Source organism: Thermoplasmata archaeon, from assembly GCA_015063285.1.
GTDB lineage: Archaea > Thermoplasmatota > Thermoplasmata > Methanomassiliicoccales > Methanomethylophilaceae > Methanoprimaticola.
In genome coordinates this window covers 28,454-49,969 of the sequence record SUST01000008.1, presented here as the reverse complement: position 1 = coordinate 49,969, position 21,516 = coordinate 28,454, and the positions used below count along the sequence as shown (strand labels likewise).

The window sequence follows — 21,516 nt, the reverse complement described above, 5'->3', positions numbered from 1 at the left end:
ATATGTCAACTATATATACGAGTTGATTAGTCAACTGCGTTATGGAAAAGGAGAACGAACGCATCTGCAGCCCCAGGGTCATCAAGACCTATCTGGAGAAGACCACAGGCCCCAAGTTCGAGGAACTGGGAGTAACGCCGTCGGGAGCTCCGTTCTTGGGCGAGATCGCATACAACGAGGGCATATCCCTCAAGGGACTCACCGAGATCCTGATGGTCGACAAGGCGCACACCACGCGTACCGTTTCCAAACTCATCGAGGCGGGCCTTGTTGAGGATAGGGCAGAAGGCCGTGAATATTCATTATATCTTACAGAGGAAGGGAAGGCTGTCGTCGATAAGATCAAGGTCATTATGGACGATGCCTGGAAGGGCCTTTTGAAGGACCTCACCCCCGAAGAGATGGATACGCTCATGGTAATCCTACAGAAGATTTCCAATACGGTCAAGGAGGCATGAAGCTGATCTTCAATTATTTCAGGAGGATCGACTGGCTCCTGCTGGCGGTGACGCTCGTTCTCGTCTATATTCAAGTCTGGCTGGAGCTGGAGATCCCGGGCTATATGGCGGAGATCACGAACATCATGACCCGCGGAGGCACCTCCGAGGAGGTCATGGAACAGGGTAAGTGGATGCTGGCCTGTGCTGCCGGAAGTCTGGTCACCGCGGTGATAGCTGGACTGATCATCGCTAACATAGGAACCAACCTGGGAAAGACCATGCGTGAACGCCAGTTCAACCAGGTCGAGAAGTATTCCGCCGCTGAGATCAACAGATTCTCCATATACAGTCTCATCACCCGTTCCACCAACGATGTCAACCAGGTCCAGATGGCCCTTATCTTGGGACTCATGGTGGCTCTCAGGGCACCGATGATGGCAATTCTGGCCTTGATGAAGATCTCGACCAAGAACATCGGATGGGTGGAGGTCACCCTTATCTGTCTCTTGGTCATGATCGTATTCATAGGAGTGATCCTGTGGTTCACCTTCCCCCGTTTCAAGAAGATCCAATGGATGAACGACGATGTCAACCGCATAACGAAGGAAGGCCTGAGCGGGATTCGTATTGTCCATGCTTACAACGCGGAGGCCTACCAGGAGAACAAGTTCAGGGAGGCCAACGATAGGCTGACTGATACACACGTGTCCGTCACCCGCGCTCTGGCGTTCCTCATGCCAGTGATAACGGCGATAATGAGCATTCTTGGTCTGGCGATCTACTGGATGGGCGCCGTCATAATCTCGGGGACTGAAGGTATGCTCGAAAGATATGCAGCCTTCTCCGATATGATCGTGTTCTCGTCGTATGCGATGCAGGTCATCGCGGCCTTCATGATGCTGATCATCGTGTTCATGGTCCTGCCCCGTGCCATGGTCGCGGCCAGGCGTATTGATGAGGTCATAAGGACCGAGCCCACCGTTCTGGACGGAGGTGTCAGGGAGTCCCCTCCGGAGATGGAGGGTTGCATATCATTCCGCAATGTATCGTTTGCTTACCCCGGTTCCCCTCAGGATTCGCTCACGGACATATCGTTCGATGTGGACAAGGGAGAGACCGTAGCGATCATCGGTTCCACCGGGTCCGGTAAGAGTACTCTGGTGAAGCTCATCCCTCGCTTTTACGATGCGAACTCCGGACAGATCACCGTGGACGGAGTGGATGTAAAGGAATACGACCAGGACTATCTGCACAGGAAGATAGGATACGTTCCCCAGAAAGCCGTCATGTTCAACGGCACCGTCTCATCGAACGTCAATTACGGAGACACGGAGGCTGAACGCAGCGAGGAGGATGTGAAGAAAGCCATCGCCATCGCACAGGGGACCGAGTTCGTGGAGAAGATGGAAGGCCAGTATCAAGGTGCCGTCGCAGAGGGAGGTACGAACCTATCAGGAGGGCAGAAGCAGCGTCTGTCCATCGCCCGTGCGGTATGCAGGAAGCCGGAGTTCTACATCTTCGATGATTCGTTCTCCGCCCTGGACTACAAGACCGACCACCTCCTGAGAAGCCAATTGAAGAAGGAGACGGCCGGAGTCACCACAATCATAGTCGCACAAAGGATAGGTACGATCAAGGATGCCGACAAGATCATCGTCCTCGACGAGGGAAGGATCGTTGGCATCGGGAAACACCAGGAGCTGCTGAAGGACTGTGAGGTATACCATCAGATCGCCAGGTCTCAGCTCTCAGAGGAGGAGTTGGTAAGATGAGTCCGCCCGAGAGAAGGAGAGGACCTAGGAATGCTCCTGGTATGCCCACGGAGAAGCCCAAGAACTTCAAACAGGCATGGGCCAGACTCTTCCAGTACATGGGTAAGTACAAGCCCCTGTTCATCATCGCGGTGATCTTCGCCATAGTCGGTACAGTGCTCACCCTGTTGGGTCCGAACATGCTCAGCGACATGACCGACCTGATCAAGGATGGGCTCTTCAGCGGCGACATAGACATGGATGCGATAGTGTCTATTGCCGTCTGGCTGCTGATTCTGTACGGAAGCAGCGCCGTCATATCGTTGGTGCAGGGACTGATTATGGCCACCATCGCCCAGAGGACCGCGGGTAACCTCCGTAATGACATCTCTGCGAAGATTGACCGCATCCAGCTGAAGTACTTCGACAGCGCCAAATCAGGGGACCTGATGAGCCGTGTGACCAACGATGCGGATTCGCTAGGACAGGATACGAACCGTTCCGTGAGCACCATGATCGTGGCCATCACGCAGTTTCTAGGGTCCCTGATCATGATGATGTACACCAACCTGACCATGGCCGGTGTCGCAGTCGGTTCGACCATCATCGGATTCATACTGATGGCCCTGATCATGTCCAGGTCGCAGAAGTACTTCGAGGCCCAGCAGAACTATCTGGGGGCCATGAACGGCCACATCACCGAGACGTACAACAACCACAGCATCGTCAAGTCCTACAACGGCGACAAGAGGGCCAAGAAGGAGTTCGATGACATCAACAGCAACCTTCAGCACAGCGGTTTCATGGCCATGTTCATGGCAGGGACCATGATGCCCCTGATGGGCTTCATCGGGAACTTCGGATACGTCATGGTCTGTATCGTCGGAGCGATGATGGTCCTCGACGGAGAGATCACCATAGGGGTCATCGTCGCATTCATGATCTACATCAGGCTATTCACCAACCCTCTGCAGCAGATGTCGCAGGGTCTTACCGTAATGCAGTCCGTGGCGGCCGCGGCCGAGAGGATCTTCGGATTCCTCGACGAGGAGGAGTTCGAGGACGAGTCGGACAAGGTCCAGAGGATAGAGGCCAAAGGTCACGTCGAGTTCAGGGACGTACATTTCGGATACAATCCCGATATGGAGATCATCCACGGGTTCTCCGCTGACATCCAACCGGGTCAGAAGGTCGCGATCGTCGGGCCCACCGGTGCGGGGAAGACGACCATGGTCAATCTGCTGATGAGGTTCTACGAGGTCTGGAGCGGGGACATACTCATAGACGGCGTGTCCATCAAGGACCTCACCAGGGAGAACGTACATGAGCAGTTCTGCATGGTCCTCCAGGACACTTGGCTGTTCGAGGGGACCATCAAAGAGAATCTGGTCTACAACAAAGAAGACATCTCAGACGAGAAGCTGGAGGAGGTCTGCAAGGCGGTGGGGATCCATCACTTCATCATGTCCCTTCCTGACGGATACGATACTGTCCTTGAGGATAACGATACCCTGTCCGCCGGCCAGAGGCAGCAGCTGACCATCGCCCGTGCGATGTTGGACACCTCCCCTATGCTCATTTTGGACGAAGCAACGAGTTCTGTGGACACCAGAACGGAGCTGATAATCCAGAAGGCAATGGATGATCTGGCACATAACAGGACATCCTTCGTGATCGCCCACAGGCTGTCGACCATCAAGGATGCCGACCTCATCATCGTGATGAGAAACGGCAGTATCATCGAGCAGGGTACGCACGAGGAGCTGCTCGCGAAGGGCGGATTCTATCAGGACCTGTACGACAGTCAGTTCGAGGAGACCGAGATGGACTGAAAAACGGAGGTTTTATCATAAACCTCACTCTTTTCTCCCCTATATTGTATTATACGCGCCTTATAGGGGGAGCAACCTTTTAATAATACCATCTATTGCACCCGAATTACAAGCTTGAAAGCTATCCATAAGGGCCTGTAGCTCAGCTAGGTAGAGTACCTGACTTTTAATCAGGCTGTCAAGGGTTCGAATCCCTTCAGGCCCGCCAATGGACTTCATGAGAGATCGACGGCAGATCAAGTATGAGGAAAGGCACACACTTTTTCTCAAAATCAAACGTCTTCGCCAGATGACCGGTCTGGAACAAAAGTAGGTGAAAACTTGGCAACAGAAAACATCTCGTTCAATGTACTCACGCACTGCCTAGTGCCTGAGCATCACCTCTTGTCCGAAGAGGAGGCACAAGCGGTTCTCGATAGGAAGGGAATCAAACTTGAGCAGCTTCCCAAGATAAGAAAAAGCGACCCCGGAGTCAAAGTCCTGGAGAGTATCCACGGACCCATCGAGGAGGGCCGCGTCATAAAGATCGTAAGGAAGAGCAAGACCGCCCAGGAGTTCGTGGCGTATAGGCTCGTAACGAGGGGATGAAGATGAGGGATCTAGTACAACTCTACTTCTCGGAACACAACATTGTGAACCACCACCTCTCGTCCTTCAACGATTTCCTCGCGACCGAGGACAACCCCAACAGCAGGATGCAGAGGATCGTCGACGACATCAGGGTCCCCACAGACGACGCTACCCGCGGAGTCATCAAGCTGGACCCCGAGAGGACCGGCGGAAGGAACCTCGAGATCCGTATCGGAAGGACCAGGGATGAGGACGGCCACATCGACGTCAACGCAAGGCCCACCATCCGTGTCGGCGAGCCCTACGTAAAAGAGGCAAACGGTTGCGAGCACTGGACTACCCCCATGGAGGCCAGGCTCAGAAAGTTCAACTACGCATCCCGTGTCGAAGTGTTCTTTGAGATCTTCGAGGACGGACAGGAGATCGACTCCCCCGAGGGATCCGGATGGCTTTGGGTCGGAGACCTGCCCATCATGGTCAAATCCAAGGGATGCAGCCTTTACAAGGAGAACCTGGAGCACCACCTTGAGCGCTCTCTCACCCCCGAGGAGTACGAGCAGGAGCTCGTCATGGAGAAAGAGGACCCCAGGGAGCCCGGAGGATACTTCATCGTAGGAGGTACCGAGAGGGTACTCATCACGCTGGAGGATCTCGCACCCAACAGAGTAATGGTCGAGTACAATGAGAAATACGGCGCGGCAGTCGAAGTTGCCAAGGTCTTCTCACAGAAGGACGGTTACCGCGCATTGACCCTCGTGGAGAAGAAGAAGGACGGAATGCTTTCCGTTTCCGTTCCCGCTGTCTCCGGTTCCATCCCCCTCATCGCACTGATGAAGGCGCTCGGAATGGAATCAGATCAGGAGATCTACGAGACCATCGTCTCCGATGAGCTCATGGCAAACACCGTGTACGCCAACATCGAGACCGCTTATGATAAGAAGACATACGCGCCCAACGGATTCCACACAACCGAGGACGCGATCCTGTTCCTTGAGAGGAACTTCGCTGCCGGTCAGGCGAAGGAATACAGGACCAAAAAGGTTGAGTCCATCCTCGACCGTTCACTGCTCCCCCACCTGGGAGACTCAATCGAAGACAGGAAGAAGAAAGCAATCTTCCTCGGCCGCGTAGCACGTTCCGTCCTCGAACTTTCCCTCGAGAAGAGGAAGGAGGACGACAAGGACCACTACGCAAACAAGAGGCTCAAGCTCTCCGGAGACCTCATGGAGGATCTCTTCAGGACAAGCTTCAGCAGCCTCATGAAGGACCTGAAATACCAGCTCGAGAGGAGCTGGGGAAGGAAGAGGAACGAGAAGTTCGACATCAACACCATCCGTTCCTCCATCAGGACCGAGCTGCTCACACACAAGCTCATCCACGCTCTCGCCACAGGAAACTGGGTCGGCGGACGTGCAGGAGTATCGCAGCTTCTCGACAGGACATCCAACCTGTCCGCTATGTCTCACCTCAGGAGGGTGACATCGTCCCTGACCAGGAGTCAGCCTCACTTCGAGGCCCGTGACCTGCACCCCACACAGTGGGGAAGACTCTGCCCCTCGGAGACACCTGAAGGACAGAACTGCGGTCTGGTGAAGAACGCCGCCTTGATCATCGAGATCTCGGAGGGAATCCCCGAGATGGACATCAGGTGGATGCTCAGGGAGCTGGGAATCAAGACAGTCAAGACATCCGACGAGACCCGTGTATACGTCAACGGAGACCTTGTCGGAGTTCACGAGGACGCCAAGAAGCTGGTCAACGAGATCAGGGAGCGCAGGAGATGCGGTCTGATCTCCGGACAGATCAATGTCCGTTTCGATCAGGAGACCAACGAGGTCATAATCAACTGTGATGAGGGACGTCTCAGAAGGCCTCTCCTCATCGTCAAGAACGGAAGGCTGGCACTTACAAGGAAACACATCGAGGGAATCCGCGAGGAGAAGATCAGGTGGAACGACCTGTTCCGCGAGGGAATCATCGAGTGGATCGATGCAGAGGAAGAGGAGGACGCACTTGTCCTCGTCGACCCCTACGACGTGCCTTCCAGGTGCCCCTGCTGCGGTCATGCGCTCTCTGTCACCGACGCAGACTGGACCAACCCCGGAAAGGATGAGGATGCGGTCCTGAAGTGCAGATGGTGCGACAACGAGTTCACAGTGCCCAGCAAGCTCGACCCCAAGTACACCCACATGGAGGTCGACCCGATGATCATCATCGGAGTCGGATGCGGTATCGTTCCCTATCCCGAGCACAACTCCGCACCCCGTATCACAATGGGTGCAGCAATGGGTAAGCAGGCTCTGGGAATCTCCTGTTCCAACTACAGGATCAGGCCCGACACCAGGGGACACCTGATGCACTACCCGCAGGTGCCCATGGTCCAGACGCAGACCATGAACTATATGCACTACGAGCACAGGCCCGCAGGACAGAACTTCTGTATCGCTGTCCTCTCATACCACGGATACAACATCGAGGATGCGCTCGTCATGAACAAGAGCTCCGTGCAGAGAGGTCTCGGAAGATCCACCTTCCTCAGGTCCTACTCCGCTGAGGAGCACCGCTACCCCGGAGGAACCGAGGATGCGTTCGAGATCCCCCAGCCCGACGTCACCGGAGCCCGTGAGGAGGACAAGTACTCCATGCTCGGCGACGACGGTCTGATCCTTCCCGGATCCCAGGTCGGAAGCTCCGACGTACTCGTCGGAAAGACATCGCCTCCCAGGTTCAACGAGGAGGACACCGATTTCCTCACACCTCAGAAGAGGAGGGAGACATCCGTCACCGTCAGGCACGGAGAGAGCGGATACGTCGATTCAGTCATGATCACAGAGGACCTCGACGGACGCAAGCTCGTCCGCGTCAAGGTCAGGGACCAGAGGATCCCCGAACTCGGTGACAAGTTCTGTTCGAGGTTCGGACAGAAGGGAGTCGTCGGAAGGCTCGTCGACCAGTGCGACATGCCTTTCACCGCGGACGGAGTGACACCCGATCTGGTCGTCAACCCCCACGGTATCCCGTCCCGTATGACCATCGGACACGTCCTCGAGATGATCGCAGGTAAGGTCGGATCGATGGAGGGACGCACCATCGACGGTACAGCGTTCTCCGGAGAGAACGAGGAGTCCATCCGTGACGGTCTCGTCAGGAACGGATTCAAGAACACCGGAAAGGAGATCATGTACGACGGAAGGACCGGAAAGATGATTCAGGCAGAGGTATACACCGGAGTCATCTTCTACGAGAAGCTGCACCACATGGTCAGCGGAAAGATGCACGTCAGGTCCAGAGGACCCGTCCAGATCCTTACCAGGCAGCCTACCGAGGGTCGTTCCAGGCAGGGAGGTCTCAGGTTCGGAGAGATGGAGCGTGACTGTCTGATCGGTCACGGAGTATCCATGGTCATCAAGGACCGTCTCCTCGACGAGTCGGATGGAACACAGCAGTGGATCTGCGGCAACCCGTCCTGCGGACACATCGCAATCATGGACAGGCATGGATCCCTTTACTGTCCTGTCTGTAAGAATAATACAAACATCTACCAGGTTCAGACATCCTACGCTTTCAAGCTGCTGATGGATGAGCTTCTGTCCCTTGGTGTAGCCATGAGGCTTCAGCTGGAGGATTTGAAATGACATACGGAATCACGAAGAGGATCGGATCGATCAAGTTCTCCTGTCTCTCCCCCGAGGAGATCAGGAAGATGTCCGCCATCAAGGTCATCACGCCCGACACGTACAACGACGAGGGCTATCCCTACCCCGGTGGACTCATGGACCCCCATATGGGAGTCATCGAGCCCGGAATCCGCTGTAAGACCTGCGGATGCAAGGTCGACGAGTGTCCCGGACACTTCGGACACATCGAGCTCGCACTGCCCGTCATCCACGTCGGATTCATCAAGGACATCAAGATGCTGCTGGAATCCACCTGCTGCAAGTGCGGCAGGCTCATGCTGTCCCCCGAACAGATCAAGGACCGCATGGACAGCATGGAGAAGATGGAGGAGCTCGGAGGAGGAACCATCGAGAAGAAGCTCTTCACGAAGGACACCGCCAAGGATGCATCCGGAAAGGCCGTCTGCCCCTACTGTAACGAGACGCAGATCAAGATCAAGCTCGACAAGCCCACAACATTCAGGGAGGTCGAGGACAACCACAAGCTCACACCCAAAGAGGTCCGCGAGAGGCTCGAGAGGATCCCCGATGAGGATCTCAGGGCCCTGGGAATCGACCCCGAGACCTGCAGGCCGGAGTGGATGGTCCTTACAGTCCTCGCAGTGCCCCCTGTCTCCGTCAGGCCCTCGATCACACTCGAGGCAGGAGACAAGTCCGAGGATGACCTGACCCACAAGCTGGTCGATGTCCTCAGGATCAACCAGAGGCTCAGAGAGAACCGTGATGCAGGAGCACCCCAGCTGATCGTTGAGGATCTGTGGGAGCTTCTCCAGTACCACGTCACCACATACTTTGACAACCAGACATCCGGTATCCCGCCCGCGAGGCACAGGTCCGGACGTCCCCTCAAGACGCTCGAGCAGAGGCTTAAGGGTAAGGAGGGTCGTTTCAGATCCAACCTTTCCGGTAAGCGTGTCAACTTCTCCGCCCGTACCGTCATCTCGCCCGATCCGCTGCTCTCCATCAACGATGTTGGAGTACCTACGTTCGCAGCAAGGGAACTCACCGTTCCCCTCCGCGTGAACCAGTACAACATCGAGAAGGTCAGGGAGATCGTCAGGCGCGGTCCCATGGCGGATAAGCTGGACTTCCCCTACGTCCCCGGAGCGAACTACGTCATCCGTTCCGACGGAAGGAAGATCAGGATCACCGAGAGGAACGCCGAGGAGGTCGCCGAGGGTCTCGACATCGGATACACCGTCGAGAGACAGCTCGTAGACGGAGATGTCGTCCTGTTCAACAGGCAGCCTTCGCTGCACAGGATGTCCATGATGGCGCACCGCGTCAAGGTCATGGAGGGAAAGACATTCAGGTTCAACCTGTGCGATTGTCCTCCCTACAACGCAGACTTCGACGGAGACGAGATGAACCTCCACGTACTGCAGTCCGATGAGGCACGTGCAGAGGCACGTATCATCATGCAGGTCCAGGAGAACATCCTGTCCCCCAGGTACGGAGGACCTATCATCGGTGCGATCCACGACCACATCACGGGAGCTTACTTCCTCACACACTTCAACCCCCGCTTCAACGCGGAGGAGGCGGCGAACATCATGTTCAAACTGGACGATGTCCCCATGCCCGAACCCTTCATCGACGAGGAGACGGGAGAGAAGTACTGGACTGGAAGGCAGCTGTTCTCGACAATCCTTCCCAAAGGATTCAACACAAGCTTCAGGGCGAACATCTGCAACTGCAACAACCGTGCAGAGTGCAAGAAAGGAAACTGCCCCAACGACGGATACGTCATCATCCGCGACGGTCAGCTGATCTGCGGAACCATCGACGTCAAGGCAATCGGAAACAGCAAGGGTAAGATCCTCGATCGTATCGCACGTGACTACGGATCTGATAGGGCCGCCCAGTTCATCAACCAGGTCACCAGGCTCGCCCTCGGTGCACTGATGAACCACGGATTCAGTACCGGTATCAGCGACGAGGATATCCCTCAGGAGGCACTCCTCCAGATCAGCAACAACACCAACGAGCACATCGACAAGGTGACTGCTCTGGTGGACTCATACCGTTCCGGAACCCTCCAGCAGATGCCCGGACGTTCTCTCAGGGAGACCCTCGAGGTCAGCGTCATGAAGGAGCTGGGAGAGGCCCGTGATGAGGCAGGAGACATCGCAGGAAAATACCTGGGAATGGACAACCCCGCTGTCATCATGGCGAAGGCCGGAGCCCGTGGATCGATGCTTAACCTGTCACAGATGGCCGGTTGTGTTGGTCAGCAGTCCGTTCGTGGAGAGAGGCTGTCCAGAGGATATTGGAACAGGACGCTCTCCCACTTCGAGAAGGGAGACCTCGGGGCATACGCCAGGGGATTCTGCTCCAACTCATACAAGTCCGGACTCACGCCCACCGAGTTCTTCTTCCACGCAATGGGAGGAAGAGAGGGACTGGTCGATACCGCTGTCCGTACTTCCAGGTCAGGATACATGCAGAGGAGGCTCGTCTCCGCTCTGGAGGACCTCAAGCTGACATCCGACGGAACCGTAAGGAACACCGTGGGAACCGTCGTCCAGTTCAAGTACGGAGAGGACGGAGTCGATCCCGCCAAGACCGTCAGGGGTAAGGCAATCGACCTCGACGACCTGTTCTTCGAGGTGTTTGGCGACGCGGCCGAGGACTTCATCCAGGACAACGAGAAGGACGTCGGCGGAGACTACGGATCCCTCGAGAAGGACGAGATGGAATACATCGAGGAAGAGGGAGACGGAGAGGACATGGACGACCTTGACATCGACTACGACGGAGGAGGTGAGTGATAATGGCAAAGAAAGACACCATGAACGCACTCCTTAAGAGGAACATCAGCGAGGAATCCGCCACGCTCCTGCTCACGAAGTTCAGCACACTGAGCGATATCAGCCGTGCGGACGAGTCCGAGCTCGTGGAGCTCGGAATGACCGAAGAGGAGGCAAAGTCCGTCCTGTCCAAGGTCGGAAAGAAGAGCGGAACCACCTCGGCGAAGTCCACCAAGAAGAAGGAGGAGGAGAAGACTGTGGTCACCCCTATGGAGGAGGTCACACAGTTCTACACCTACAACGAGACCGAGCTGAAGCTCAAGGCGATCATGCAGAAGGAAGGCATCGAACTCCCCATGAAGATCATCGTCGACATCGCGGCACGCATCGAGGGCCACGACGTACCCGATGACAAGTGCAGGGAGCTCATCGTCAGGGCCTACGACATGTATCAACGCCACAAGATGGACCAGAACGAGTCCGCCGGAGTCATGGCGGCCCACTCTATCGGAGAGCCCGGTACCCAGATGAACATGCGTACCTTCCACTACGCCGGAGTCGCTAACATCAACGTTACCCAGGGACTTCCCCGTCTGATCGAGATCGTGGATGCAAGGCGCATCCCCAGTACCCCTTCGATGGACATCCCTCTCGAAGGAATCGCAGCTCAGGACGAGAGCGTCGCGCGTCTCGTCGCATCTAACATCGAGATGACATCCATCCTGGACGTCGCCACCATCGACACGGACATCACCAACATGACGCTCATCGTCAGGCCGAACATCCGTAAGATGGAGGAGAGGCACATCGAGGTGGACGAGCTCGTTGACAGACTGAACAAAGTGAAGGCAGTCCGCGGAATGGTCAAGCTGTCGGGATACGACATCGTGATCCAGTCCGACGAGCCTTCCTACAAGAAACTCCAGGCGATGTATGATGCCGTTAAGACAGCCAAGATCAAAGGTATCGACGGAATCACCAGGGCCGTTCTGTCCAAGACAGAGGGCTACTGGAAGATCGTCACTGAAGGAAGCAATCTGAAAGAGGTCCTCGCAGTCGAGGGAGTGGATGCACCGAACGTCATGACGAACAGCATCCTGGAGGTTGCGGACGTCCTCGGAATCGAGGCGGCCAGGAACTCCATCATCCACGAAGCGATGGGAACTCTCGGAGAGGCAGGTCTTGATGTCGACATCCGTCACATCATGCTTGTCGCCGATCTCATGACCAACGACGGTTATGTGAAGGCAATCGGAAGGCACGGAGTGTCCGGAAAGAAGTCCTCGGTTCTCGCCAGGGCAGCTTTCGAGATCACCGCCGCGCACCTTCTGCACGCAGCTATGGTAGGAGAGGTCGACCACCTTGAGGGTGTGACCGAGAACATCATAGTTGGACAGCCGGTCACCTTAGGTACCGGTGCTGTAAACCTTATTTACACACCCAAGAAAAAGGGGGATAAAGAATGAGCGAAGTAGACATTAGCAGAGCTTTGAAATCCGCTATCACCACCGGAAAGGTGCAGTTCGGATTGGATCAGACTATGAAAGCAGTGAAGGACGGAAAGGCCCAGATGATCATCCTGGCCAGGAACTGTCCTAGCAAGGACCTGAAGGACGCGAACGTAAAGGTTCACATCTACGACGGGAACAACATGGAGCTCGGTGCTCTGTGCGGAAAACCCTTCTCTGTCTCTGCCCTTGCAATCATTGACAAAGGTAGCTCCAACATCTTAACGCTGTGAGGAACATGTCCGCAGATATCGTACTTACCGAGGATACGCTCAGGTACATCGCTCTCTTCGAGCAGATCACCAAGGCAAACGCCATCGACTGTATGGACACTGAGGACAAACTCGTGTTCGTCGTCGAGAAAGGACAGGGCAACGTCGCTGTCGGAAAGAAGGGAGAGCATGTGATCAAGCTGAAGGATAAGACCGGAAAGAACATCCAGGTCGTAGAGTACTCTGACGATCCGGAACAGTTTGTGAAGAATGTGTTCCACATTTACGGTCCTCAGAAGGTCGTTATCGAGCAGCGCGGAAACATAACTCACGCCACAGTCACAGTGGATCCCAAGCTCAAGGGCCGCGCCATCGGCAAGGCCGGAAAGAACCTGCGCATCGCCAGGGACATCGTGAACAGGCATCACGAGATCCAGAGCATCAGCGTGGACTGACGGTCCCCCTTACGATCTGCCGATCGTGCGGTTGGGAATCAATCAAACCTCTTACTCTCAAACCATTTTCCTTTTCAAGATCAATTGAGCGGAGTCCTCTCAACCTCGAGGCCGTCCGCGGTGGGGTATTGTTCAGAGATATAGCACTTGAAGCCTAGTTCGTCGGCTATGTCCTCGAGTACCCAAGGAGCAACCTCGACCTTGTTCTCCAATACCGAAAATAGTATGTCTGGAACATCCAGTTCGCGCAGCTTTGAGACCACCGCATCGAGGTCGTTCGAGTACACGAATCCCCTGACCAATGTGCCGTCGTCTGTGACCGCCTGATAGTCCGTGCAGATGTGCTGAGCGCGGCGTATTAGCCTCTTCCTAAGCTGCACCCCGTCCTTGAATGCGGATGAGCAGAGGTGGATGTTGATCTTCTTGTTCTCCTTCATGACGGCCATCGCGGTCTCGTGGGAACCTTTGACCGCTGAGGAGATATCATCCTTCACCTCGAAATCGTGGGAAGCCATCATATCCCAATTGCTCTCTGAGAACTCCAATTCGTTGAGGTTGATGAACTTCGCACCGACGGAGTCTGCATATCTGACCAGAGCGGACAGCTCCTTCTCCTTGCCAGGGATTGCGGGGACCTCGATCCCCACATCCATCGATGTGGATGAGATGATATCCTTCAGGCCGGAGTCCTCCATGTGTGTCCATGCTCCGACCATAGGGTGGAAACGGATCTCATCCAGACCGGCTTCCTCCAGCTGTTTCACCTTGTCGATGTCGAAGGTGGCGGTGTAGAGATGGATGTGATGCTCCTTTCCGAACCTGTCCTTCAGGAGTTTGATCATGTGGAGTGTGCGGTCTATGGCCAGAAGAGGATCGCCACCGGTTATTCCGGTACCCGTCGCATCCATAGATTCTGCTTCGGCGATGATCTCCTCGTCGGATGTGACCTTGGCCTCGTTGGCGTAGATGACATCCAGGCCCTTCTTCTCCAGGGAGACGGGACAATAGTAGCAGTTCCATTTGCACTGGCCTGTAACCAGAAGGACCATCTTGGATCCGTTGATGCAGTGTTCGCATCCTTTTGCCACATGTCCGTTGCATGCCGAACCGCATTCCATCTTCCTGAGCATGCCGGGTGTTACGGCACGACAGTTTATAATCACTGGCGCGGATGCGGGACGCATGAAGATGGACAGCAGACTTGTTCTCGCGCTTGACGAGACCGATGGTAAGAAAGCACTCAACGTGGCCGAATTGGTGAGCGATGTGGTCGATGCTATCAAGATCAACTGGCCCCTGGTCCTGTCCGAAGGCCCCCAGATGATTACCAAGCTGTCCGAATTCTCTGATGTCATATGCGATTTCAAAGTCGCCGACATCCCCAACACCGTCAGGCTGATCGTGGAGAACGCTGTCTCCAGAGGGGCTTCAGCAGTCATAGTGCATGCATTCACAGGTGACGATTCCCTCAAGGCGGCCGTCGATGCAGCCGGCGATGCCGAGATCTACGCGGTCACTGAGATGAGTCACCCCGGAGGCAAGATGTTCACCGCGAAGCATGCCGAGGAGATGGCAAGGCTCGGGGTGGAGTGCGGAGTCAAAGGTTTCATAGCACCCGCCACCCGTCCGGAGAGGATAGCAGACATCCGCAAGATCATCGGCGATCTGAAGATACTCTCTCCCGGAGTCGGTGCCCAGGGAGGCAAGGCCTCGGATGCGATACGTGCAGGCGCCACGTACACCATAGTCGGCCGTGCGATATACGGTTCCGACAACCCCCGCGAATCGGCCCTAGCCTTCGCAGAGGACATAAGGACAGCGCTCTGACGCTGGTCTCCCTTTACCCCTCTTATAATATAATAAAAGAAACGCGCTAAACGTTTTAATATGTAACCGAGTATCAACGCCATTCATAAGACGGAGACTTATAGAATGCGCAAATTCGGAAAAGAGTCAACCGCCCCTTCTGAAGGGGTAAGCCGCGAAAGCGGTGCTGGGTGGTTGCAGAACCACGGTGCTCTTGCCGTTTGCATCATCGCTTTGCTGGCGTTTGTCCTCAGAACGGTGTTCGCTTACGGTGTTTCCGCAGACGGGGACTTCGCCCTGTCCGGCGGATCAGAGGCACAATATCATCTGCATGTAGTCGAAAGCATACTCAATGGCAGCTTCATCTTCGGTTCTGATGCGGCAGCCAATTACCCTATCGGGGGACTCAATATCAACCCGCCCCTGTACGACATGATCGCTGCAGGAATCGGTTCATTCGCAGGCGCTTCCTTTGCGCTGGCCGTTCTCGCTCCCATCTTCGGAGCCCTCACGGTGTTCCCCGTCTATCTCGTTGGTAAGGAACTCAAGGGAGTCACGACCGGAGTCGTCGCTGCCCTCATCTACGCCCTGATGGCCCTGCCTATCAGCGCATCTGTGTTCTCCAACGGAACTGAGTTCGCTTTCACAGCATTCCTCTTCGCTTTCTTCATCCTGATGATGATCAAACTCGTCAGGAAGGTCAACGAGAACGAGTTGGCCGTTAAGGAAGCAGCAATCGCAGGCCTCTTCCTTGGTCTCATCGCACTTTCGTGGAACGGATTCCGCATGATCCTGGTCCTTCTAATCATCGTCATGGTCATCCAGATCGTTCTCGACCGTTTCAACTCCAAGGATTTCAAGGTACCTCTCTACTCCTACTCCATCGTCATGGTCATCGGAGTCGCCATCGGTGCCGTGTACTACATCCCTGCGGGACTTTGGGATGCGGTTTTCTCCGGACCTGTTCTCATCACTCTCGTCGCGGTGGTCTTCGGATTCCTGTTCAGGGCAGTTTCAAGCAAGCCTTGGATCTTCACGATCCCCGCATTCATCGTAGCGTTCGCAGCAGTGGCGGTCATCCTCTTCTTCATCGATTCTGACCTCTGCACAGCGCTCCTCGTGGGCAATGATGCCTACATCAACCCCCTCATGGATGAACTGGCTAGAACCAGTGTTTCCATCTCTACAATGTCCTCATACTACGGATGGCTCCTCATGTGGATGCCCTTCGCACTGGGACTCTACGAATTCTACGTATACGCAAGGAAGGACCGCTCCCACAAGCAGCTGTTCCTCGTGATGCTCCTCCTCGTCCCCTGGTTTTTCGCATGGACCTCCTACGGGGCAGCAGTCGTCGCAGGACCTGTCTTCGCATTGGCCTCTTCGATCGTCATCTTCGAGATCCTGTCCAGGGTAGATCTCAAAGCATACTGGGCAAGCATGAAGAACGCCGGATTCCCCGGACTCTTCAGAAAGATGATCAAGCCCGTACCCCTCCTCACAGTACTGGTCGCAGCATTCCTCGTCATCCTGCCCGGAGCAGTCTACGCAGTCGATGCAGGAATCTCCAGCAATGAGGATTACGGATACTTCGCATACGGAAACACCACATATACAATCGAGACCGGCGAGTCATACCCCATGTCCTACATCTACGATGACCTCAAGCTCATGGACGATGACAGCGCAGTCCTCACTTGGATCAACACAGCAGCCGACGTCGAAGCGGCCGGTTACAGCACCGTCAACGACAGATTCGGTGACGGAGCATCCGCAGCAGCCCAGATCTACTTGGCTGAAGGAGCGGCCGGAGCAACGGCAGCCCAGATCATCCGTGTGATCTGCGCCAACACCGACTCCAACTTCGCACAGGCATTCCAGGATTACCCCGGTCTCTACGCTGAGATCAAGGCGTACATCGACGACCCCAGTTCCGCGGTCGATGAGGTCCTCAAGGACACATCCGTCTACGGAAACATCAACTCCGATGTAATGGAGGAGAATGCAGTCTACCTCGTCACAACCAAACTCATCACGGATACGATGAGCACCGCTGCGATCATGGACGCATACGACAGTGTCTGCGGACAGTCCAGCGACAGGATCGGATACTACCTCGTCGACGGATCCATGGTACCTCTCGCATACGGCGACGGAGACTCGCTCTCCACCATGGCATACTTCGCCGGTTATTCCACCGACAGCTACGGAGCAGCAACCCAGTTCTACTCCCTCATTACATATTACTCGAACTACTATCCCGCGATGGCCACAGATGCCCTCTACGACACATTCATGTGGAAGGCCCTTATCGGACCCTCCCCTGAGTACATGGGATACACATCATCCTTCTCGTACCTCTACGACCTGGCCTCCAGCAACGGAACCGTCAAGACCATGCCCGGATACGGACTGGCCGGATACAACATCGTCAGCTGGTATGTCAAGTACAACGAGAAGGCTAACGCCACTAGCGAGGACGACGGATGGAATTACGTCACACACGACAAGGCAGTTGAGCTCCAGTCCAAGAACGGAGGAACCATCAACTACCTGTCCTCCATGATCCTCTACGAGTACTCCGGAATCGGATTCGGATCCGCCACGTACAGCTCCAAGGTCGTCAACGAGTACAACGAGCCCCTCGACGGAATCACCGTTCAGGTCACGAGCTTCAACTCCAAATACGAAGCCACTACAGTTTACTCCGAGACCAAGACCGACAAGGACGGAAACTTCACCGTACAGGTGCCCAACGACTACTACATGGTGACATTCAAGAGCGGAAACGTCGACCTCCAGACCACCACCACAGCGGCAGGAGTCCAGGTGGAGTCCGCCAAGTTCAAGGCAGTGATCACCGTCGGAGACAACATCGACTACAGCAAGTACAAGTATGTGCTCGAGAAGGGCGACTTCAAGGCATACGTCAATTCCGTCTTCGGAATCGTGAATTCCGCAGTCGCAACGGACGGAGAGGGTAACTACATCCACATCGCTCCCGGACAGTACAGCTACAAGCTCATCGACGATACTGCAGCCACCGTCGCCAGCGGAACCGTCACACTCTACGCAGGAGAGAATCCCGCATTGATGATCTCCCCCAAGACTTACACGATTACCGCCACTGTCACCGATTACTTCGGAAACAGCGTCGCCAGCGGAACCGTCGTCGCCATGAACGCAACGACATACCTCGAGTACTCCGCGGCCATCGAGGACGGAAAGGCAGTCATCACAGTGCCTGCCGGAGGAACCTACACAGTGTCCCTCACCGACGGATATGTCTGCGCCAGTACGACATCGCTCATCCTCAACACCAACAGGACCGTCAGCATCACAGCCTACGAGGCCAACGAGGTAACAATCACCAACCCCGTCGACACACCTTTGACAGCATACGGAGGAAACTTCAGTATCACAGTCGAGGGAGACAAGATGTACCTGCCCACCTCCATCGGAGCGCAGATGTATGCATTCACTATCTACGGTGTCGATGCAAGCAACGTCTACTGGGCCGAGTACAAGTCCGGAAGCAGCGTGACCCTCAACACCGCCAAGGCATACAAGGTCTCAGGAAGCATCGAGGCCGAGGGAAGCGTCACATTCTACGACTCTGATATGATGTTCACCGCCAAGACCGACAAGGACGGAAAGTTCGCGATCATGCTGCCCGCCAAGGATTACAAGATCTGGGCATACACCGACAGCAACAGGGTCTACCTCGGAAACGCCAGCGTCAAGGGCGACACCGATCTCGGAGCCCTCGAGCTCGAGAACGGAAGGAAGGTCACCGCCACATACCAGTATGCAAGCGGAACCAGCAAGTCCAACGTCGGACTGCCCTTCACACCGATCTGCGTCACGATGAGCTACGGTTCCACCGTATGGACGGTACCCGCAGTCACCGACACGACCGGAAAGGCAACGTTCGCAATACCCGTCGAGGCTACCGGACTCTCCGTCATAGCTAACAACGGATCAATCTCCAACGATGCATTCGAGGCTACCGGACTCAACTACAACTTCGAGAAGGGAACCTCAGCGGTCACCGCGACCATCACCATCGCGAAGGAGAAGCTCGTCAAGCACACCATCGCTAACGATTACACGATCACCATCAAGCCCTACGGAGAGGAGACCGAGACAACGATCATCGGACCTACCGAGCTTGCACCCGGTCAGTACACAGCGAAGATCAACGCTAACACAGGATACTACTTCGACGGTACCATCTACGTGTACCCCGGAAAGACCGTCTTCGACGGACTCAACGTCATCGAGGTATACGGCGTCAAGATCGACAAGTACGAACTCGACGATCTCGAGATCACCGGAGAGAAATCCCACAGCGACTACAACAAGGACGGTATCTACTACTTCGAGTACGACTGCGAGTACTTCCTCACAACGAAGAACCCCAGCACCGGCTACATGAAGAACGGATACCTCTACATCGCAGAGGGAGGCAGCGCACCCGCATCCATGGACATGAAGACCGAGGGAAGGGTCAACGAGATCAAGGGATTCGTCAGCGCCATCGCTGACGGAGAGGTCACAGTGCTCTACAACGGAGATGTTAAGGTCGTTGCAGAGGTCAAGAGCGGAGCATTCACAGTGGATCTCCCCGAGACCGTAACATCTGCGGACTTCTACGCCGAAGTGACCAAGACCATCGCATCCCAGAAGTTCGGATTCGAGGGATACCTCGAGGTCACAGACTTCAGCAGCAAGACCGTGAACATCCCCGTGTACTCCAACCAGTCCGTGGCCGACTTTGACGGCGATCTCGATGCATGCATCATCGCATCCGAGTTCCACGACGGAAAGGCCAAGATCGGTCTGAGGATCTACAACAACACCGATACCGTCAAGGCATACGCAGTGACATCCGGAACGGCCCTTGTCCTCGATAAGGTCGTACAGGTCATCATCCCCGCGAACAGCGTGGAAGAGGTCGTCGTCGAGGGAGCCTACGAGCCTAACGGAACCGGAATCGGATCCGTCGGAATGTCGGTCATTGTATCCGACTTCAACGGAAGCTCCAGCCTGACCCTGAAGGTCCTGAACGGAGCCACTTGGGACAACAAGTCGTCCATCACGATGAAGACCGCGGCAGACTGCGACAACAAGGACAAGCTGTCCGGAGCAGAGTACATGTACGCACTGACCTTCGTCAACGAGGGACAGACAGACCGTATCAAGATCGATGTCACCACCGAGGCTGGATACAATGTCGCACTCATGACACAGAACGGCGAGTACATCGAGCACAGCGGAAGCGAGTTCATAATCGCAGCCCAGTCCACCACCATCATCTACGCCAAGGTAATGAAGATCGGAGGAGACATGGACAAGGCGCCCTCGATCACCGTCAACGCGGACGTCACCGGTGGATCCGTGACGATCAGTCCTTCCACCATAGACGTCGAGGTCGAATCCATGACAGTGTCCGGAGACACTGCAGTGGACCAGAAGTCCGGAATTCCGCTCGGAGTATGGTTCATACTCGGAGTGAGCATCCTTCTGCTCATCCTCATTGTTTGGATGGGCTCCAAGAGAGGGGGTGTGTTCTCACGCAGATGAATAAAGTAGCATTCGGAATTGTCGCCCTGCTGGCCCTGGCAGCACTCTGTTTCGTGCCCGCAGGCGTCGACGCAGCCACGGGAGAGATCACCCATGACGGAACAAACGTCTACAAGGTCTCCACCAGTGAAGACTTCGACATCAAGTTCACCGCAGACGAGGCCGACGTCGGCAAGGACATCAAGTACTCTGCCAAGGTCGTCGACAAGTCCGGTAACGCACAGGCCAACGCCGTCTCACCCTCGGTAGGAAGTCTCGACAGCGGTGTCTCGCAGACCCTGAAGGTCAGCGTGCCCAGCAAGGTCGGGGAGTATACACTCTCCGTTGACTTCACCGTGGATGGCGAGAAGAAGACCACCTCCGAGTACGTGTTCAAGGCAGTCAACCCCATAGTCCTGAAGGTCAACCTGAAGGCTGAGGATGTCACCCTGAACCTCGAGGAGTTCGGAGTCTACTTCTACGTGGACGGCCAGAGGATCGATGACAGTTACAAGACCATTTCCCTTTCCGCTGACGGAACCGGAACTGTCTCCTACGACTGGATCGCGGACCCCGAGCCCGGAGCGCACACATTCAGTGTCCAGGCTGTCGGAGGAACGTCCATGATCAAAGGTCTCGATGAGGTGCACACGTTCTACACTGAGGACAACAACTACACACTCGTTGTCGTCCTGGCGTTCATCATCCTCATCGCCCTCATCGTCTGGGCTGTCGTCATCTACCGCAGGCCTATCAAGAACTACGGTAAGCCTAAGGCAAGGCGCTGAAAACCTTAAAAATCAAGGGAGGGCAACCTTCCGCCTGCGGGTCTCCCGCAGGATCTTTTCCTTTTACCACAATAACGGATCGTCCGATATCTGGGCCACTGAATTTTAATAGCGCCCTGCAGACTTAACGATACTTGGCAATCAATCGCCAGGAGGAATAAA

Annotated in this window: 13 protein-coding genes and 1 tRNA gene; 13 read left to right on the top strand and 1 reads right to left on the bottom strand. The window is 55.4% G+C overall.

Annotated features, from left to right (window positions below; all coding sequences use genetic code 11):
- Positions 1-41: 41 nt before the first annotated feature.
- The 10 genes from E7Z62_06035 (at position 42) to E7Z62_05990 (ending at position 13,195) form a co-directional block, all read left to right on the top strand.
- Positions 42-458 carry a MarR family transcriptional regulator gene (locus E7Z62_06035; protein ID MBE6522665.1) on the top strand — a complete coding sequence of 139 codons (417 nt, stop codon included), beginning with the start codon at positions 42-44 and terminating at the stop codon, positions 456-458.
- Complete coding sequence (locus E7Z62_06030; protein MBE6522664.1) at positions 455-2,212, top strand: ABC transporter ATP-binding protein; 1,758 nt, start codon at positions 455-457, stop codon at positions 2,210-2,212. Before E7Z62_06035 ends, E7Z62_06030 begins: the two co-directional genes overlap by 4 nt.
- Entirely contained in the window at positions 2,209-4,023 is a 1,815-nt protein-coding gene (locus E7Z62_06025) for an ABC transporter ATP-binding protein (protein ID MBE6522663.1), read from the top strand. Before E7Z62_06030 ends, E7Z62_06025 begins: the two co-directional genes overlap by 4 nt.
- Before the next feature lie 131 nt (positions 4,024-4,154).
- A tRNA-Lys gene (locus E7Z62_06020) sits at positions 4,155-4,231 on the top strand.
- Positions 4,232-4,344: 113 nt separating this feature from the next.
- Positions 4,345-4,611, top strand: a complete 267-nt coding sequence (locus E7Z62_06015; GenBank protein MBE6522662.1) for a DNA-directed RNA polymerase subunit H — start codon at positions 4,345-4,347, stop codon at positions 4,609-4,611.
- Positions 4,612-4,613: 2 nt separating this feature from the next.
- Positions 4,614-8,228: a DNA-directed RNA polymerase subunit B gene (locus tag E7Z62_06010; GenBank protein MBE6522661.1), complete on the top strand. Its 3,615-nt coding sequence runs from the start codon at positions 4,614-4,616 to the stop codon at positions 8,226-8,228.
- The gene (locus tag E7Z62_06005; GenBank protein MBE6522660.1) at positions 8,225-11,041 is read left to right on the top strand and encodes a DNA-directed RNA polymerase subunit A'; all 2,817 of its coding nucleotides are present in this window, start codon (positions 8,225-8,227) and stop codon (positions 11,039-11,041) included. Before E7Z62_06010 ends, E7Z62_06005 begins: the two co-directional genes overlap by 4 nt.
- 2 nt (positions 11,042-11,043) lie before the next feature.
- Complete coding sequence (gene rpoA2, locus E7Z62_06000) at positions 11,044-12,486, top strand: DNA-directed RNA polymerase subunit A'' (protein MBE6522659.1); 1,443 nt, start codon at positions 11,044-11,046, stop codon at positions 12,484-12,486.
- A complete protein-coding gene (locus E7Z62_05995) occupies positions 12,483-12,761 on the top strand; it encodes a 50S ribosomal protein L30e (protein ID MBE6522658.1) in 279 nt (92 codons plus the stop codon). Before rpoA2 ends, E7Z62_05995 begins: the two co-directional genes overlap by 4 nt.
- Positions 12,762-12,766: 5 nt before the next feature.
- Entirely contained in the window at positions 12,767-13,195 is a 429-nt protein-coding gene (locus E7Z62_05990; GenBank protein ID MBE6522657.1) for a NusA-like transcription termination signal-binding factor, read from the top strand.
- A gap of 80 nt (positions 13,196-13,275) precedes the next feature.
- Here the strand turns inward: E7Z62_05990 and E7Z62_05985 are convergent, their stop codons facing one another.
- Positions 13,276-14,325, bottom strand: a complete 1,050-nt coding sequence (locus E7Z62_05985; protein ID MBE6522656.1) for a radical SAM protein — start codon at positions 14,323-14,325, stop codon at positions 13,276-13,278.
- 52 nt (positions 14,326-14,377) lie between these two features.
- On the opposite strand from E7Z62_05985, the gene pyrF reads away from it, so the two are divergent.
- From pyrF to E7Z62_05970, 3 genes are all read left to right on the top strand, one after another.
- On the top strand, positions 14,378-15,022 hold the full coding sequence (gene pyrF, locus E7Z62_05980) for an orotidine-5'-phosphate decarboxylase (GenBank protein MBE6522655.1): 645 nt from the start codon (positions 14,378-14,380) through the stop codon (positions 15,020-15,022).
- 105 nt (positions 15,023-15,127) lie between these two features.
- Positions 15,128-20,587 carry a hypothetical protein gene (locus E7Z62_05975; protein MBE6522654.1) on the top strand — a complete coding sequence of 1,820 codons (5,460 nt, stop codon included), beginning with the start codon at positions 15,128-15,130 and terminating at the stop codon, positions 20,585-20,587.
- Entirely contained in the window at positions 20,584-21,354 is a 771-nt protein-coding gene (locus E7Z62_05970; GenBank protein MBE6522653.1) for a hypothetical protein, read from the top strand. The genes E7Z62_05975 and E7Z62_05970 overlap by 4 nt, the downstream gene beginning before the upstream one ends.
- Positions 21,355-21,516 lie beyond the last annotated feature (162 nt).